Annotated in this window: 16 protein-coding genes; 6 read left to right on the forward strand and 10 right to left on the reverse strand. The window is 71.7% G+C overall.

The window, feature by feature from the left end; translation table 11 throughout:
• The first annotated feature begins 20 nt into the window (after nt 1-20).
• Together AB0B41_RS02170 and AB0B41_RS02175 are read left to right on the forward strand one after the other, a co-directional pair.
• A complete protein-coding gene (locus AB0B41_RS02170; protein ID WP_358197947.1) occupies nt 21-311 on the forward strand; it encodes a hypothetical protein in 291 nt (96 codons plus the stop codon).
• 116 nt (nt 312-427) lie between these two features.
• Nucleotides 428-892, forward strand: a complete 465-nt coding sequence (locus tag AB0B41_RS02175) for a hypothetical protein (RefSeq protein WP_358197949.1) — start codon at nt 428-430, stop codon at nt 890-892.
• Between the two features lie 230 nt (nt 893-1,122).
• Here AB0B41_RS02175 and AB0B41_RS02180 read toward each other — a convergent pair whose 3' ends face one another.
• Nucleotides 1,123-1,338 carry a hypothetical protein gene (locus AB0B41_RS02180; protein WP_358197951.1) on the reverse strand — a complete coding sequence of 72 codons (216 nt, stop codon included), beginning with the start codon at nt 1,336-1,338 and terminating at the stop codon, nt 1,123-1,125.
• A gap of 436 nt (nt 1,339-1,774) precedes the next feature.
• Nucleotides 1,775-2,284: a GreA/GreB family elongation factor gene (locus AB0B41_RS02185; protein ID WP_358197953.1), complete on the reverse strand. Its 510-nt coding sequence runs from the start codon at nt 2,282-2,284 to the stop codon at nt 1,775-1,777.
• Between the two features lie 545 nt (nt 2,285-2,829).
• Here AB0B41_RS02185 and AB0B41_RS02190 point away from each other — a divergent pair.
• The 3 genes from AB0B41_RS02190 to AB0B41_RS02200 all read left to right on the forward strand — a co-directional run bounded on the left by AB0B41_RS02190 (nt 2,830) and on the right by AB0B41_RS02200 (nt 5,452).
• Nucleotides 2,830-3,306 carry a universal stress protein gene (locus tag AB0B41_RS02190; protein ID WP_358197955.1) on the forward strand — a complete coding sequence of 159 codons (477 nt, stop codon included), beginning with the start codon at nt 2,830-2,832 and terminating at the stop codon, nt 3,304-3,306.
• A 479-nt stretch (nt 3,307-3,785) separates the two neighbouring features.
• Nucleotides 3,786-4,103 carry a DUF3040 domain-containing protein gene (locus AB0B41_RS02195; RefSeq protein WP_358197957.1) on the forward strand — a complete coding sequence of 106 codons (318 nt, stop codon included), beginning with the start codon at nt 3,786-3,788 and terminating at the stop codon, nt 4,101-4,103.
• A 128-nt stretch (nt 4,104-4,231) separates the two neighbouring features.
• Nucleotides 4,232-5,452, forward strand: a complete 1,221-nt coding sequence (locus AB0B41_RS02200) for an FAD-dependent oxidoreductase (protein ID WP_358198191.1) — start codon at nt 4,232-4,234, stop codon at nt 5,450-5,452.
• A 274-nt stretch (nt 5,453-5,726) separates the two neighbouring features.
• On the opposite strand, the gene AB0B41_RS02205 is transcribed toward AB0B41_RS02200, so the two are convergent.
• From AB0B41_RS02205 to AB0B41_RS02225, 5 genes are all read right to left on the reverse strand, one after another.
• Nucleotides 5,727-7,133: an NAD(P)/FAD-dependent oxidoreductase gene (locus tag AB0B41_RS02205; protein ID WP_358197959.1), complete on the reverse strand. Its 1,407-nt coding sequence runs from the start codon at nt 7,131-7,133 to the stop codon at nt 5,727-5,729.
• Nucleotides 7,134-7,220: 87 nt separating this feature from the next.
• Complete coding sequence (locus tag AB0B41_RS02210) at nt 7,221-7,802, reverse strand: TetR/AcrR family transcriptional regulator (protein WP_358197961.1); 582 nt, start codon at nt 7,800-7,802, stop codon at nt 7,221-7,223.
• A 121-nt stretch (nt 7,803-7,923) separates the two neighbouring features.
• Nucleotides 7,924-8,817: an alpha/beta fold hydrolase gene (locus AB0B41_RS02215; protein ID WP_358197963.1), complete on the reverse strand. Its 894-nt coding sequence runs from the start codon at nt 8,815-8,817 to the stop codon at nt 7,924-7,926.
• A gap of 10 nt (nt 8,818-8,827) precedes the next feature.
• Complete coding sequence (locus AB0B41_RS02220) at nt 8,828-9,763, reverse strand: NAD(P)/FAD-dependent oxidoreductase (RefSeq protein WP_358197965.1); 936 nt, start codon at nt 9,761-9,763, stop codon at nt 8,828-8,830.
• Nucleotides 9,757-10,299, reverse strand: a complete 543-nt coding sequence (locus AB0B41_RS02225; protein WP_358197967.1) for an NAD(P)/FAD-dependent oxidoreductase — start codon at nt 10,297-10,299, stop codon at nt 9,757-9,759. Before AB0B41_RS02225 ends, AB0B41_RS02220 begins: the two co-directional genes overlap by 7 nt.
• Nucleotides 10,300-10,406: 107 nt before the next feature.
• Between AB0B41_RS02225 and AB0B41_RS02230 the strand changes: the two genes are divergently transcribed.
• Nucleotides 10,407-11,657, forward strand: a complete 1,251-nt coding sequence (locus AB0B41_RS02230) for a saccharopine dehydrogenase NADP-binding domain-containing protein (RefSeq protein WP_358197969.1) — start codon at nt 10,407-10,409, stop codon at nt 11,655-11,657.
• A 187-nt stretch (nt 11,658-11,844) separates the two neighbouring features.
• Here the strand turns inward: AB0B41_RS02230 and AB0B41_RS02235 are convergent, their stop codons facing one another.
• From AB0B41_RS02235 to AB0B41_RS02245, 3 genes are read right to left on the reverse strand one after another with little or no spacing between them, the layout of a single operon-like run.
• Nucleotides 11,845-12,636 (reverse strand): glucose 1-dehydrogenase, encoded by a 792-nt coding sequence (locus AB0B41_RS02235; protein ID WP_358197971.1) that lies wholly within the window; start codon nt 12,634-12,636, stop codon nt 11,845-11,847.
• Nucleotides 12,633-13,454 carry an alpha/beta hydrolase gene (locus AB0B41_RS02240; RefSeq protein WP_358197973.1) on the reverse strand — a complete coding sequence of 274 codons (822 nt, stop codon included), beginning with the start codon at nt 13,452-13,454 and terminating at the stop codon, nt 12,633-12,635. Before AB0B41_RS02240 ends, AB0B41_RS02235 begins: the two co-directional genes overlap by 4 nt.
• Nucleotides 13,451-14,896, reverse strand: coding sequence for an MFS transporter (locus AB0B41_RS02245; RefSeq protein WP_358197975.1), 1,446 nt, complete (start codon nt 14,894-14,896; stop codon nt 13,451-13,453). The genes AB0B41_RS02240 and AB0B41_RS02245 overlap by 4 nt, the downstream gene beginning before the upstream one ends.
• Nucleotides 14,897-14,929 lie beyond the last annotated feature (33 nt).

A 14,929-nucleotide genomic window follows, 5' to 3' on the forward strand; every position in this document is an offset into this window, starting at 1 on the left:
ATCCATCCTGTGCAGATCCGGTGCCGCTCGCCGCGGCCGCGACCCACATGCGGTCGATGCAGCCATGCCAGGCCACGACGAGGATCCTGACTGCGAGCGCGCGGCTGCTGGAAAACCTTGCCGCTGTGCTGGTCTACGACCAGACCGCCGTGCCGGCCTGCGTGCAGCGCGCCGCCGCGACGCTGGCAGGCGAGGTGCTCGCGACCTGCCAGCCCGCTGCAGACCGCCCTCGCCGTGCCGTGTCGGACGACGCGTCACCACGACAGCGCACACCGTTCACCAGATCCATCCGGCTCGGGAGGATGGGATGACCCGGACACTGCCGCAGTCCGCGCCCACCTACCTCGACACTGACCTCGAGCCCGACCTCGGCTCCGGCCTCGACGCCCACCCGTCCTCGTCGCTGCGCCGGTCCGGAGCCGGACCCGTGGTCGACCACGGCACTGGTCGCGCCTCGCGCTGCAGACCTGACCCGCAGACCCGTGCGGTGACGGTGGTCAGCTCGGCAGCGAGTGCCCGGGCGCAGCGCAGGATCGTCGGCTCGAGGCCGGAATCCGGCCCGCTTTCGGTGAGGATCACCGCCGCTGACGCGCGGTCGATGCCGCGAAGTGTTCCGGCGCTGATCGGACGGGTGCGCAGCGAACTCGAGTCGCGGGTCGCGGATCGCGGACACGCCGGGGGCCCGGTGGTCGTCGACCTGTCCGAGCTGCCGGTGCTCGGCGCGGCGATGTGTGCACCGTTGATCCTGCTGATCCGGCTGCTGCATGAGCTCGTCGCTCCCGCCGAGGTGGTCGTCGTGGGAGTCGCCTCGACCGTGCGGGCCTGCCTGGTGGGTGGCCTGCCTGATGGGGTGCGGTTGGTCGACCGGCGCGGGCGGAGCTGGCCGCACTGATCCGCCGCCGCGGTGGGGCGATCCGCCAACGCAGCAGCGCTGCGACCACCCCGATGCGGACAGCGGGGCGGGTGAAGCCGTACGGGCTGAGTAGGACCAGACCCTTGATGTGCGGCGCGGGCCTGGCCGCCAGCGCCACCGCGGCGCCGAACCCGTGGGCGAGCACGGTCATCCCGTCCGGGGCCTCGCGGGCCAGCCGGGCGAGGAGCGCGTCGACCCACCGGCCGTAGTCATGCAGCCGATGGGTGTTCGGGCGGCCCGCCGACCCCCAGCCCGCCCTCGCCGGGCAGGTCGACCGCGACCACCCGGTACCGGGTGGCGAGCCGCTCGAGCAGCCGGGTCATCACAGCGGCGTTGCCGTGCCGGCCGGGCAGCACGACGAGGGTCTGCCGGTGCTGGGCCCCGGCGGTGACCAGATGAGCACTGCGGTGGCCATACGGGGCCACAGCGCTGACCTGCCGTCGTCGATGCGGCAGCGCCCAGTTGTCCAGGCGATGTCGGCACCAACTCTGGATCGCCCTTCGGGCGGACCTACCGCGGTAGACCCACATGACGTGTTCCTCTCGCTGGTTTCCCTCGCCGCATGCCCGAGCAGGTGCGCTGCGAGGGAGCCGTGCGATGACGGGACGGCTCGTCGCCGGCACGACAGACTCGGACACTCGTCCGCTCGGGCGCGTATCTGCCGCGCGTGAATCCTGCATGGTCATCAACGCATTCCGAAAAACCGTCGCACAACGGAAGGCATGCAGACCGGCCCGGAGGGCTCGGCAGCATCGGCCATTGCTGTGGCAGGTTCAGCGGGCGCGTGCCTCGCGCCGGAACCAGGATGCGGACGGCCTTGCGTGGCCACGGGTATCGCGCAGCCCCCACCTGGGCGCGGGCCTACCTCGCCGCGGCCAGGCCCTCGGGGCGGTAGGGGACCGCCCGCAACAGGGTGACCTCCATGACCTGTCCGTTCGGGAGTACGTACTGCACTTTCTGGCCCTGCTTCTTCCCGGGCAACGCCTGCCCCAGCGGGGAGTCGGGCGAGCAGAGCATCAGGTCGGCCGGGTACGCGCCCTCTTCGTGATGGGCTAGCAGAAACGTCTCGGTCTCCTGGTCGTCCTCGTAGCGGACGGTGAGCACCATCCCGGGTTCGGCCACACCGTCGTCCGGAGGATCCTGACCCACCAGCGGGTTCTGCAGCAGTTCCTGCAGTTTCCGGATCCGGTTGTCGCGCTCCCGTCGGTCGGTCAACAGTTGCTGGTCGGTGTTCTGGTCGGCGCTGTCGCCGATGAACTGCTCGGCCGCCGGCCCGCTGAGTCCCTCGGTCCGCTGCCGCAACAGTGTCATCAGCTCCGCCGTGAGGCGGTCATAAGCGCTTTGCGCCAGCCAGACCTGAGTTTCGGTCATCTTCGTCACTCCTCACAGGAACATGTCGGTGAAAGCCGCCCGGTCCGCGAGTAGCGCGGGCGCGCGATGGCTGCAGATGCGAAGGAGCACGGCCCGGGGCGCGTCGGGCCGTGCTCAATAGTGGCCGAGCCTAGCGATCGTGAAACCGCGTCGTCGACCGCTTCCGCAGTTGTTTCCGGCCGTCGGCACCCCGCATCTTCTCGGGGCCGTGGGGCGGCACCGCACACATGTACCACATCCGCCGGAATGGCACGCGATATTGCCGGACGCCGGAAACGAGAGCCGCTGCGAGGTTGCGGGACCTCGCCCTGCCCCCGCCGGGTTCCCGCGGGCATGGTGGATGTCGGGCCTGCCGACCTCCTCCGTGTGGCGCCACAGTCGGCAGGCCCACCAAGTCCTGATCAACCAGGGCCTCGACGATCCGTCCGGGCTGCTGGACGGCTATCTCATGCCAAGGGGTGCGTGCTGTGGAGTCGGCTGTGCGGCCACGGGTGATCGTGGGCGTGGGCGGGCGGGGTGCTCATCCACGGGTCGTCGACACCGCGATGTCGCTGGCCCGCGGCACCGGCGCGGTCCTGTACGCGGTCGACGTCCGCGACGAGCACGACGACCGCGCCGCCGGGGCGGGCGGCCGCTGCGACCCGCCGGCGCTGCAGGACGCCCACCGCGCGCTGGCGCAGGCGTCGATATCCGCCGACGACGTCCACATCCGTCTCGTCGTCACGCCGGGAGACCCTGACGAGACGCTGCTACGGCTGGCCGACCGCCCTGATGACCTGCTCGTTCTCGGTCACTCCCGACACCCCGCGCAGCGCGCCGAGCGTCCGCTGGCACTGCGGTGCGCTGCCCGCGCCCGCTGCTCGGTGGTCATCGTGCCGTGTGAGCATCCGCTGTCTGGGCTGGGCTCTGGTCCGCGGCGCCGATCAGGGGGTGCTGGGCGGCACCGAGCCGGGCTACCGGCACGGCCTGCGGGCGCGGCGGCAGCAACGTCTGGAGGGTCGCCCGATGGCGGGCTCACCTGAACTCGCCGCCGTCGTCCGCGCCTACTCGCAGCCGGGTATTTACACAGCCGGGAAACGCCGACCCGACCATCGGGCCATGCCCAAATAGCCTGTCCGAAACAATCCCTATTTCCGCAATGCTGCGAACGATCGGTCGTGCGCCACTTCCGCCGCCATCGGGGCGGTCGAACCGGCCACCATCCGGTGACGCCGATCTTTGGAGTTGTCGTGCCTGACAAATGTCGTGCCTCTGGTTCGCCGCGTACCCGCGCTTACGGGCACGCGTCGGCTTCGCCGTGGGTTCTCGCCGCCACCACACACGGCCTCGGCATGTCCGTCGCGATCGCCGCCGAACCGCACGAGGCCGAGGACAGCGTCCGAGACATCGTCCAGGAGTGGGGCGAGCAGTCCTTCCCGGCCAGCGATCCACCGGCCAACTGGTGACCGACCGAAGCCCTCTCTCCGGTCCTGACGAATAAGCACTGTTGAGGAGAAGTGCAATGTTGAACAACCACGAGCGGCACGTGCTCGACGAGGTCGAACACCGGCTCCGCACCGACGACCCCGACTTCGCCACCCGGCTGGGGGATGGCCAGCAGCGGCTGCCCGTCCGCAGCCGTACCCGCAGCTGCCCTCGCCAGTTCCACTTCAGCCGGCCGGTCGTCGGCCTGCTCGTCCTGGTCGTCGGTCTGCTCGTCCTGGGACTCGCCGGCCCGGCCCTTCTCGTCGCGGCCCTGGCCGCCTTCGTGGGCTGGGTGAGCGCCGTGCACGTCGAGCCACCCGTCGAGGCCAAGGAGAACAAGGGGAGCACACGGTGAACGACACCGATCAGCCCCTCGCTCCTGATCAGCAGCAGGCGGGCGCGGCCGTACATGCTGAGCCCGACGGGCGGTGGAGATGCACGGTCGAGGAGCTCCCCTCGGCGCCGCGGCGCACGGGGCGGGTCGTGGTGGTCGGCGCCGGGATGGTCGGGCTGGCCACCGCGTGGTTCCTGCAGCAACGTGGGGTCGACGTCGATGTCCTCGAGCGGAACGAGGTCGCGGCGGGCTCCTCGTGGGGCAACGCCGGGTGGCTCGCGCCCGCGCTGACCACCCCGCTGCCCGAACCGGCCGTGCTGCGCTACGGAATGCGCGCCGCGCTCGATCCCGCCTCGCCGGTCTACGTCCCGATCAGCCTGGAGGCGAGCCTGTGGCGGTTCCTGGCCGGGTTCGCCCGCAACTGCACCACGCGCCGATGGCGGCGCGGCATGGCCGCCTACCGGGGCGTCAACCGCCAGGCCCTCGACGCCTTCGACGAGCTCGCCGCCGGCGGGGTCGAGGCCCCGACCCGGCCGGCGGACCCGTTCCTGGTCTGTTTCTCCCACGCCGACGAACGCGCGCGCCTGATCGAGGAACTGGGTGAGCTGGAACGGATCGGGCAGAAGGTCGGCTTCGACGTCCTGAGCGGGGAGCAGGCACGCGAGCGCGCCCCGATCCTCACCGAGCACGTCGCGGCCGCGGTGCAGCTGCACGACCAGCGGTTCATCGACCCGCCGCGCTATATCGCCGCGCTCGCCGACGCGGTCCGGGCGCGCGGGGCCGTCGTCAGCGAGAACACCCGGGTCTCAGACGTGTTCGACGACGGGCAGCAGGTCTGGGTGCGCTCCCGCACAGGGGTGCACCGCTATGACGCGGCCGTGATCGCCACCGGCGCGTGGCTGCCCGAACTCGGTTACCGGTTCGGGGTGCGGGTGCCCGTCCAGGCCGGGCGCGGCTACAGCTTCACCGTCGCTGCCGAGCAGCTGCCCGACGGGCCGGTCTACCTGCCGGTCCAGCGCGTCGCCTGCACTCCGCTGGGGGAGCGGCTGCGGATCGCCGGCATGATGGAGTTCCGCGACCCCGACGAGCCCCTCGACCAGCGGCGCGTGCAGGCGATCGTGAACGCCGCGCGGCCTTTTCTGCGCGGGGTGGACCTCGACGAGCGCCGGGACGAATGGGTCGGCTCCCGCCCGTGCACCCCGGACGGGCTGCCCCTGGTCGGTCCGACGACCTCGCCGCGGGTGTTCGCCGCCGGCGGGCACGGCATGTGGGGCATCGTGCTCGGCCCGCTCACCGGACGCCTGCTCGCCGACGCTGTCGTCACCGGGAACGTGCCGTACGAGCTGCACCCCTTCCGCCCGATCCGGTGACCGGGCCCCCGGCGGCGCCGGGCGTCGACGGCCCGACCGCTGCGGCTCCGTGGGCTCGGCACCGCTCCTGCACGTGGCCGACTGTGGGTCGCCCCTCGGGAAGCCCGCAGCGCGTCCTTGCGACCCGATCCATGACGAGTCGCGCTGAGATGACCCACGACGCCGCGGCCGGGCTCGGGGTGGCGCCGTCGAGCCCCTGGGTGTCGTGACCGGAGTAGCGGGCGGCACGATCCGGGACACCCTGGTCCTCCAGAACGGGTCCGTGCTCGCCGGTTCAGGTCGGTCGCAACGTCTCCTGACGGCCACCCTCGTGGACGGCGGTCGCGACCTCGTCGACGGCGCGCTCGGCGGCGCGGACGGCACCTTCGAGGTAGCCCTCGAACCTCGGGGCTGCCTCGGTGCCCGCCCAGTGGATTCGACCCACCGGCATCGTCACCGCGTCGGTGTAGGCGGTCATCACGCCCGGCGCCCGGGTGGACACGCATCCGGTGATCCACGGCTCGTCGACCCAGCGCTGTTCCAGGATCTGCGTCGGCTGCGAAGCCTGCGAGCCGAAGAGTGTGGCCAGATCGGCCAGCACCGCCGCCCGGCGAGCTGCGGGATCGTCGAGGACGGGGTCGGGCCAGGCGTGCCCGCCACCGGAGCCCGCGGTGCCGACGAAGGTGAGCAGGATCCCGACGCTCCCGTCCGGCGGCGAGTTGTCGATCACGTAGTGCGCGGTCGGCAGGTCCGTCACAGCCGAGCCGTTCAGACCCTCGTCGCGCCAGAACGGCCGGTCGTAGACGGCGAACACCTTGCTCTCGGTGCCGTTGTGCCACACCCGCTGCAGGGCGGCGCGCCGGACCGGGAGACCGGGGTGGAAAGTGAGGCGCCCGGCGTCGGCCGGGGACATCGCGACGACCACCCGGGCACACCGGACGGCACCCCGGGCGGTGTCGACGACCGCCCCGTCGGAGTCCTGCCGGATCCCGGTGACCGGTGTGTCGAGCAGGACCCGGTCGCCGAGTCGTTCGGCGAGCACCGTCGAGGGGCGCTGCGAGCCGCCCACGATGCGCGTCTCCTGCGCGCCGTTCTCGGTGTTGAGCATGAAGTCGACACCGCCGGACGTCGCGATCGCGTGCAGCACCTTGAGCAGGGAGGTCCGGTGCGGGTCCTCGCAGAACATCAGCGTGAACCCGAAGGTGAACATGTGCCGGGACTCGGCGGCGTGGCAGTGCGTGTCGAGCCAGTGCCCGAAGGTGGTGCCGTCCCAGGCGACGGCCTTCGCCGCCGTCCACGGCGCCTCGACCGGGACCTGCTTCGCCATGCGCTCGAGCCGCAGCTGCGCCCGGGCGAAGTCGGCGATCGCCCAGGGGCGCATCGGCAGGATGGTGCCGGTGAAGGTCCGCGACCGGCCGCGCCGCCGGTAGAGGGTCTTCCCCGCGGTGTGGGTGGCGAAGGTGTCCAGCCCGAGCTCGTCGAGGAGGGCGAACATCCTGGTGTGCCGGGCGCCGATCCATTGCCCGCCGCCCTCGGTCACCACCCCGTCCGTGACGTGCAGGTCCCGGGTCCGGCCGCCGACCCGCCCGCTTGCCTCGAGGACCCGCACCGACAGCCCGCGCTGCCGGAGCCGGTGGGCCGCGGTGAGCCCGGACAGCCCGGCACCCACGACGACGACGTCCACCTCGTCGAGATCCGTCATGACATACTCCGTTCAAGCTCAAACTGGATTCGATATCGAGTTGGTGAGCTGTGCGAGGGCCCCGTCAAAGGGTTCGGCTGCGTCAGCTCAGGGCGCGTAGAGCTGTAGGTAGGCGGTGACCAGGCGGCGGGCCTCGTCGAGGATCATGTCGTCCCCGGTCGTCGGGGTGCTGCGGAAGGCGACGTCGAACAGGCGACTGCCCGCCTCGAAGGCCAGCTGCACGACCAGTCGCGGCGTTTCCGCGCGCAGGAGCTCCTGGTCGACGGCCAGGCGCCAGAGGCGCTCGGCCAGTGACTCGTCGAAGGCGCGGACGAGCTCGTCGAGCGTGGGGTTGCGGCGGCCGAACCACAGCTCGACGCAACTGGGGTGCGCGCGGAAATACGCCACCATCGGATCGACGACGGCGTCCACCGCCGCCCGCAGCGAGGCGGGCGGGTCCCCGTGCAGGCCGGTGTCGATGTGCTGGTCGAGGTGGTCGATGTGGCGCCGGATCAGTTCGGCGTCGACCTGGAAGCGGTCGGCGAAGTAGTGGTAGACCGAGGCCGTCGGGATGCCGGCGCGCTGCCCGATCGCCTTGAGCGTGGCCGCCTCGTAGCCGTCGGTCTCGAGGAGATGCTCGGCCGCGTCGAGGATCGCCTGGACGCGCTCGACGCCTCTGCGCTGGAGCACGGCGTGCGGTCGAGCGGGTGCCTGTGGCACGTCCGCCGGCCTCTGCGCCGCTGCGGTGGACCGCCGCGACCCGCTCACGGGCGTTCCCGGGGCACCGCGAACTCGACCATGGATCGACATGCTAGCCCAGCACCCGGCGCAGGAAGGCGATCTGGTCGGTGACGGCCCTGCGCTGCCAGGGCCCGTCGTAGACGTCGAAGTGGTCGACCGGGTACTCGTGCATGAATCCTCGGTCCCCGAGCCTGCGCACCATCCGCCGCGCCGCGCCGACCGGTACGACCTGGTCCCGGGTCCCGACCTGGACGAGGACCGGGCAGTGGACGCGGGGTGCCGCAACGACCGGGCGGTTGCGGGCGACCTCGAGGGCGTGCCGCGCGCAGGCCTCGTTCCGCCAGGTCGGTCCGGCGAGTGAGGTGTAGGCCTCCGCGGCTCCCGGCGCGGTGATCATGGCTGTGGTGCCGGGTCGGCCGACGATCGGCACGGTGTGCGGGCGCCTGCGGAGGGTCGCCGCGGCGGTGTCGACCACGCCGTGCGCGGCGAGCCGGGCGAGCTGACCGACCCCGTGGCGGCGGGCGATCAGGGCGAGGCTCGCCAGTCCGTCCGAGGCGGGTGTCATCGCTACGACGGCCGCGATCCGCGGACGCCGGGCGGCGACGACCACTGCGTGCCCGGCCGAGTACGAGGTGCCCCAGAGCACGATCCGGTCGGGGTCGACGCCGGGCAGGTGCCGCGCCGCGTCGACGGCGGCATGATAGTCCTCACGCTGGCGCCGCACCGACACGTCCTGGCGGGGACCGCCGTCGGAGGCGCCGAACCCTCGGTAGTCGAAGGCCAGCACGTCCCACCCGGCCTCGGTGAAGGGTGTGGCGAAGGCGAGCAGGCCGGTGTCGAGCGTCCCGCCGAAGCCGTGCGCCATGACGACACACGGGCGGCCCGACGCACCGCCCACACCGGCGAGGTGCCACGCGGCGCACCGCACTCCGTGACTGGTGAAGGAGAGTTTCCGGGGTTCCATGACACCCACCTCAGCCGACCGGTGCGGGTCGCCCGGCCGCGGCGAACCGCAGGGCCGGGTCCTCGATCGGGCCGTGGCGCAGCCGCTGCACGTCCTGCTCGTAGGCGTGGGCGAGGGTCCAGGGCCCCGAGCTGCCCGCCTTCGGGAACGCGGTGATGCCGCGCGCCACGTAGCCGGCGTTCAGGTCGAGCAGGGGGAACCGTTCGACGTCGGGATCGTCGCACACCGGTTCGACGATGTCGTGGCCGCGGGCGTCCATGTGATCGAGCAGGCGGCACAGGTGCTCGGCGACCAGGTCGATCTTCAGCGTCCAGGAGATGTTGCTGTAGCCGAGCGCAAAGGCGAGGTTGGGCACCCCGGACAGCATCATCGACTTGAACGCGACCCGGTCCGCGACGTCGACGGGCTCCCCGTCGACGCTCAGGGCGATCCGCTCGAACGCGAGCATGCGCAGTCCGGTCGCGGTGACGACCACGTCCGCAGCCAGGTGCTGTCCTGACTCGAGCAGGATCCCGTCAGGGGTGAACCGGTCGATGCGGTCGGTGACCACGGATGCCCGCCCAGAGGACAGCGCCCGGAACAGGTCGCCGTCGGGCGCCACGCACAGGCGCTGGTCCCACGGGTCGTAGCGGGGCCTGAAGTGCGTGTCCACGTCGAAGTGGTGGGGGAGCCGGGACCGAACGTGCGCGACGAGTACCCGATGCATGAGCCGCGGGAACCGTCGGCACGCCTTGAACAGTCCCCTGCTCAGGGCGATGTTCCTCCGCCGGACGACGCGGTGCGCCCGTTCCGGACCGAGCAGCACCCGCAAGGCTGCACCGACGCGGTCCTCGGCGGGGATCGAGAGCACGTAACTCGGTGAGCGCTGCAGCATCACGACGTGAGCGGCGTGTTCGGCCATGGTCGGCACCAGCGTCACGGCGGTGGCGCCGCTGCCGATCACCACCACGCGCTTCCCGTGATAGTCCAGATCATCCGGCCAGAACTGCGGATGGACCACGCCACCGGGAAGTCGTCCACGCCGCGGAACTCCGGCACATGGGCGCGGTCGTGGTCGTAGTAGCCGGTGCCGAGGAACAGGAAGCGCGCCACGAAGGTCGCGTACTCCGGGCCATCGCCGACACGGGTGGTCACCGTCCACAGCCCGGTGCCAGGGTCGAAGTCTGCTGCGGTGACCCGATGGCCCAGGTGGATGTGCCGGCCGATGCCCGCCTCGCCGACGGTCTGACGCAGGTAGGCCAGGATGCTTCCGCCCGCGGCGACGGTCGCGCGGTGCGGCCAGGGTCGGAAGCCGTAGCCGAACGTCGGCATGTCCGAGTCCGACCGGATCCCCGGGTAGCGGAACAGGCTCCACGTGCCGCCGAGCTCCGAACGAGCCTCCACGACCGCGAACGACGTACCCGGCCGTCGCGTCCTGAGGTGGTGGGCCATACCGATCCCGGAGATCCCGGCCCCGACGACGAGCACCTCGACGTGTCTCACGCTGTCCATGGCATCTTCCGATCTCGAATCGACTTCGGACATGCAGCTTGACACGGCTCGACGCAGAACTCAAACTCGAATCGACTTCGAAGATGAGGGAGAGAGTCATGGCGAAGCAGGCGCAGCGTGTGGTCGTCATCGGTGCGGGCGGGGAGATGTGTCGGGTCGCGGTCGAACGGCTCGCGCAGGCCCCGGGGAACCTCGAACTGGTCCTCACCGACCTCCGGACGGAGCCGCTCGAGGCGTTGGCGAGGAAAGTGCCGGCGGGCCGGGCGACGGTGCAGCGGCTCGACCTGTTCGACGACGACGCGCTACGGGCCCTGGTCGACGGGGCGGCCCTGGTCCTGCTCGGTGCCGGCCCCTACATCCGTACCTCCGGACCGGTCATCGAGGCGTGCGTGGAGGCGAGAGTTCCCTACCTCGACTTCGACGACGACGTCGAGAGCACCGAGCACGCGCTGACCCTCGACCAGAAGGCCGAGGCGGCAGGCATCCCGATCTACGTCGGCTGCGGCGCCTCGCCCGGCATGTCCAACGTCATGGCCGTCGACGCCGCCGGGGACCTCGACACCGTCGACATGATCGACCTGTGCTGGCTGGTGGGCGACGAGCGGCCGAACGTGGGCCGGGCGGTCCTGGAGCACCTCCTGCACATCTCGGCAGGCGACTGCGTCACGTGGGAAGACGGTCGCCGGGTCGTGCACGAGACCTTCGTCGAGACCGGCCGGTTCCCGATCCTCGCCGGGCAACCCGACGTCCTGCTCTACGAGACCGCCCATCCCGAGCCGGTCACCCTGCCGCGCCGCTACCCCGACGCCCAGCGGATCCGCTGCGTCGGCGGCCTCGACCCCGCCCCGCTCAACGGGCTCGCCCGCGGCATGGGCCTCGCCGCACGACAGGGTCGGATGACCGCCGCGGAGGCCGTCGACTTCATCGAGGACATCGTCAAGGGCGAGCTCGGATCGGCCGCCGGCTGGCGCAACGCCCTACGCGGCATGACCTCCCAGGTCCGACGCAAGGACTCCACGGCCGGTGAGCTCGCGAAGTTCCTCGTGACCTCCGCCGCCAAGCACGTCTATCCCTACCGCGGCGGTCTGCTGGCCCGGGTCTACGGCACGAAGGACGGCAAGCCCGCCGTCTCCACCCGGCGCACCGCGATGCGCACCGGCCGGGCCTTCAACAACATGGGTGGGGTCACCGGCACCGCGACCGCCGCGTTCGCCGTCCTCGCCCTCGAGGAGGCCGGCACCCGCGCCGGTGCCTTCGCACCCGAGGACTGGGCGGACCCGGCGAGCTTCTACCGCGCCCTGGAGAAGGTGGGGGTCCCTCGGCACGAGATCGTCGAGACCGTCCACTGAAGTCCCTGACCCTCGATCCCCACTTCGATCCGCAGTCGCTCGTGGATCAGGAAAGGAGGACCCCCGTCCGCCCCGCGCTGCGTCAGCTCCTTCGATCCACCGCCCGCGCAGGCTTGTGGAGGTCGAGCGGCCCACGACAGGAGATCCGGCAGGCGGCGCCCCCACGACCTCCTCGAGCACGAGGACGCTACAGCGCGAGCCCGCCGTCGACCACGAGCTCGGCGCCGGTCATGAAGGGACAGTCCTCGGAGGCGAGGAACAGCACTGCGCGGGCGATCTCCTCGGCTGTGCCGCGCCGACCGAGTGGGGTGGCCGCGGTCACGGCGTCGATCTGCTCGCCGGGCATGACGTCGATCATCGTCGTGCTGACGAAGCCCGGAGCGACGGAGTTGACCCGGACGCCGTGTGGGCCCAGCTCGACGGCGGCGCACTTGGTCATGCCCCGCACTGCCCATTTGGTGGTGGAGTAGCCGATCTGGTTGGCGTATCCGCGGTGCCCGCCGATCGACGACACGTTGACGATGGAGCCGGTGCCGGCCCGCTTCATTCCTCCGGCGACCGCCCGCATCCCGAGGAACACTCCGAGCTGGTTGACGCGGTAGTGCTTGTCGAAGTTCTCGACGCTGGTCTCGCTGATGTCGTGGCCGGGGTCGAGGATGCCGGCGTTGTTGACGAGCAGGGTGGTCTCGCCGAGCTCCTGCCGGACCCGGTCCAGGAGCTCGGCCCACGACTGCTCGGAGCTCACGTCGTGGGCCAGGTAGCGGTGTGGTTCGCCGAGTTCGTCGGCGAGTGCGCGGCCGTGCTTCTCGGAGCCGCCGGCGATCACGACGGAGGCGCCGGCGCCGGCGAGCGCGGCGACGACGGCGGCGCCGATCCCGCGGCTTCCTCCGGTGACGACGGCGATCTCGCCGGTGAGGTCGGTCGCCCGGGCGGTCCCGAGGGCGGTGGTCTCAGTGGTCTCGCTCGTCGCAGCGGTCATGATCGTCCTTCCCAGGGTGTCACGGTGTCGAGCCAGCCCGCGAGCGCGTCGGTGACCGCCTCGGGTCGCTCCTCGGTGACGAGGTGGCCCGCGTCGGCGATCGGCGCGAAGGTCGAGTTCGGGAGGCGCTCGTGCATCGCGCGGGCGTGGTCGAGGTCGATCCCGTTGTCGCCCTCGCCGTGCAGGACGAGCGTCGGGACGGTGATCTGGGCGAGGTCCGGCAGGCGGTCCGGCTTGTCGATCCACGAGCGGTACTCGCCGTAGAGGGACCGGGCGGGGCGGCGGCGCCATCCGTCGGTCCAGCGCTCCACCAGCTCGGGCTGCTCGGCGAGCGCCCGCTCGCCGAAGATCACCGGGCGGAACGCCTCGACGACGGACTCGGGGATCGTGCCCTCGGTGTCGAGGGGGGCGAGCAGGGCGCCGAAGGTCGTCCGCTCCTCGGCGGTGTACGCGGCGGCCTGGGTGGCCATCAGGACCAGCCCGGCGACCCGCTCGGGACGACGCAGCGCCAGCTCGACGGCCATGAACCCGCCGACCGACATGCCGAGCAGCACGAACCGCTCCACCCCCGCCGCGTCGGCGACGGCGAGGCAGTCGTCGACGAGGTCGTCGAGCGAGCGTTCGGTCCCGTACCGGCTGGTGCCGGCGCGGCTGGTGTAGGCGATGGTGCGGTAGCGGTCGGACAGCGCCGCGGTCTGCGGCGTGAACATGGTCCGGTCGAGCAGCGTGCCGTGGCTGAACAGGACCGGTGGCCCCTGACCGAGGTCGGCGACGTCCGAGTCGGGCAGGGTCGCCCGGGCGGCGTCCTGCGGGATCATGCGGTGGCCTCGTTCTCGACGGGTGCAGGCGTTCGGGCCGGGACGGGGGTCTCCCCGGCCTCGTCGGCGAAGACCTGCTCGAGGGTCTTGCCGGTGACGCGCGGGCCCAGCGTGCGGATCACCAGCGCCCCGACGGCGAGCAGGGCCGCCATCGCGAGGAAGACGCCGCCGAAGCCGACGGTGCCGAACGCGAAGCCGATCGCGACGGGTGCGGCGAGGGCGCCGACGTTGCCCGCGGTGGAGACGAGGCCTGCGCCGGTGGCGCGCACCGCGGTCGGGTAGACCTCCGAGGAGTAGGGGAAGAAGATCCCCGAGATGCAGGTGATGCAGATCGACAGCGCCATCCCGATGAACAGCAGCGCGACGCTGTCGCGGGGCACCAGTGCGAGCGCGACCGAGGCGACGGTCGCGACCGAGAAGAACGTGACCAGCAGGGTGCGTCGCTCGAACCGGTCGCTGACCGCGAGCGCGGTGAGGTAGCCGATCGGTTGGGCGACGAACAGCAGGAGGCTGTAGAGCGAGGCGACCCCGGGCGCGACGCCGATCTCGAGGAACAGCGACGGCATCCAGGTGAAGAACCCGAAGAAGGCGAACAGGAAGACGAACGACGAGATCCAGGTCGCCGTGGTGACCCGCGCGAGGCCGTTGCGCCACACCTCGAGCGGGGAGGTCGACACCCGGGGAGCGGGCGGGGTGAGCGCGGTGGCGGGCACGGCCGGCAGGGGGGCACCGGTGGCGGCCACGACGCGCTCCTCGAGCCGGGTGACCACGGCGTCCGCCTCGGCGACGCGGCCCTGGCTGAGCAGCCAGCGCGGTGACTCCGGCAGCGAACGCCGCCACCAGAGCAGGACCAGCACCGGGAGCCCGCAGAGCACCGAGGCGATCCGCCAGCCGTTGTCCAGCGGCACCACGAACGAGCCGAGCAGGGCGGCCACGACGTTGCCGAGGGAGAAGAACAGGGTGACGCCGCTGACGAACCGACCGCGGTTGCGCCCGGTCGCGAACTCGGAGATGTAGGGCGAGACGATCGCCGCCTCGGCGCCCGCGCCGAGCCCGGCCACGATCCGCGCGACGATGAGGAACAGCAGGCCGTCGGCGAACGCGAGCGACACCGACGCGGCGCAGAACAACAGCAGGGCGTAGAGCATCACGCTCTTGCGGCCCAGCCGGTCGCCGAAGAGACCGGCCGCGACCGCGCCGACGATCATGCCGATCGGCGCGGCCCCGCCGATCAGCCCGATCTCGCCGTTCGAGAGGCCGAACTCGACCTTCAGGTACGGCAGCATGAAGCCGATGATCACGATGTCGAGCGCCTGGAACAGGTGCCCGAGTCCGCCTGCGAGCAGGATGCCGTACTGCGGGCGGGCCATCGGGAGGCGTTCGAGCCGGGCGACGATCTGCGGATCGGGCCGGGCGGTGGGCGGGGGAGTGGCGTCGACCATGTCGACCTCCTGTGGTCGAGGGTGGACGTGCGG

The organism is Pseudonocardia sp. NPDC049154, from assembly GCF_040648315.1.
Lineage (GTDB): Bacteria > Actinomycetota > Actinomycetes > Mycobacteriales > Pseudonocardiaceae > Pseudonocardia.

What these genes read in the sequence shown, in the direction of transcription:
- AB0B41_RS02185 (WP_358197953.1), bottom strand. Translation starts at nt 2,284, where the DNA reads ATGACCGAAACTCAGGTCTGGCTGGCGCAAAGCGCTTATGACCGCCTC.
- AB0B41_RS02190 (WP_358197955.1), top strand. Translation starts at nt 2,830, where the DNA reads ATGTCGCTGGCCCGCGGCACCGGCGCGGTCCTGTACGCGGTCGACGTC.
- AB0B41_RS02195 (WP_358197957.1), top strand. Translation starts at nt 3,786, where the DNA reads ATGTTGAACAACCACGAGCGGCACGTGCTCGACGAGGTCGAACACCGG.
- AB0B41_RS02205 (WP_358197959.1), bottom strand. Translation starts at nt 7,133, where the DNA reads ATGACGGATCTCGACGAGGTGGACGTCGTCGTCGTGGGTGCCGGGCTG.
- AB0B41_RS02215 (WP_358197963.1), bottom strand. Translation starts at nt 8,817, where the DNA reads ATGGAACCCCGGAAACTCTCCTTCACCAGTCACGGAGTGCGGTGCGCC.
- AB0B41_RS02230 (WP_358197969.1), top strand. Translation starts at nt 10,407, where the DNA reads ATGGCGAAGCAGGCGCAGCGTGTGGTCGTCATCGGTGCGGGCGGGGAG.
- AB0B41_RS02235 (WP_358197971.1), bottom strand. Translation starts at nt 12,636, where the DNA reads ATGACCGCTGCGACGAGCGAGACCACTGAGACCACCGCCCTCGGGACC.
- AB0B41_RS02240 (WP_358197973.1), bottom strand. Translation starts at nt 13,454, where the DNA reads ATGATCCCGCAGGACGCCGCCCGGGCGACCCTGCCCGACTCGGACGTC.
- AB0B41_RS02245 (WP_358197975.1), bottom strand. Translation starts at nt 14,896, where the DNA reads ATGGTCGACGCCACTCCCCCGCCCACCGCCCGGCCCGATCCGCAGATC.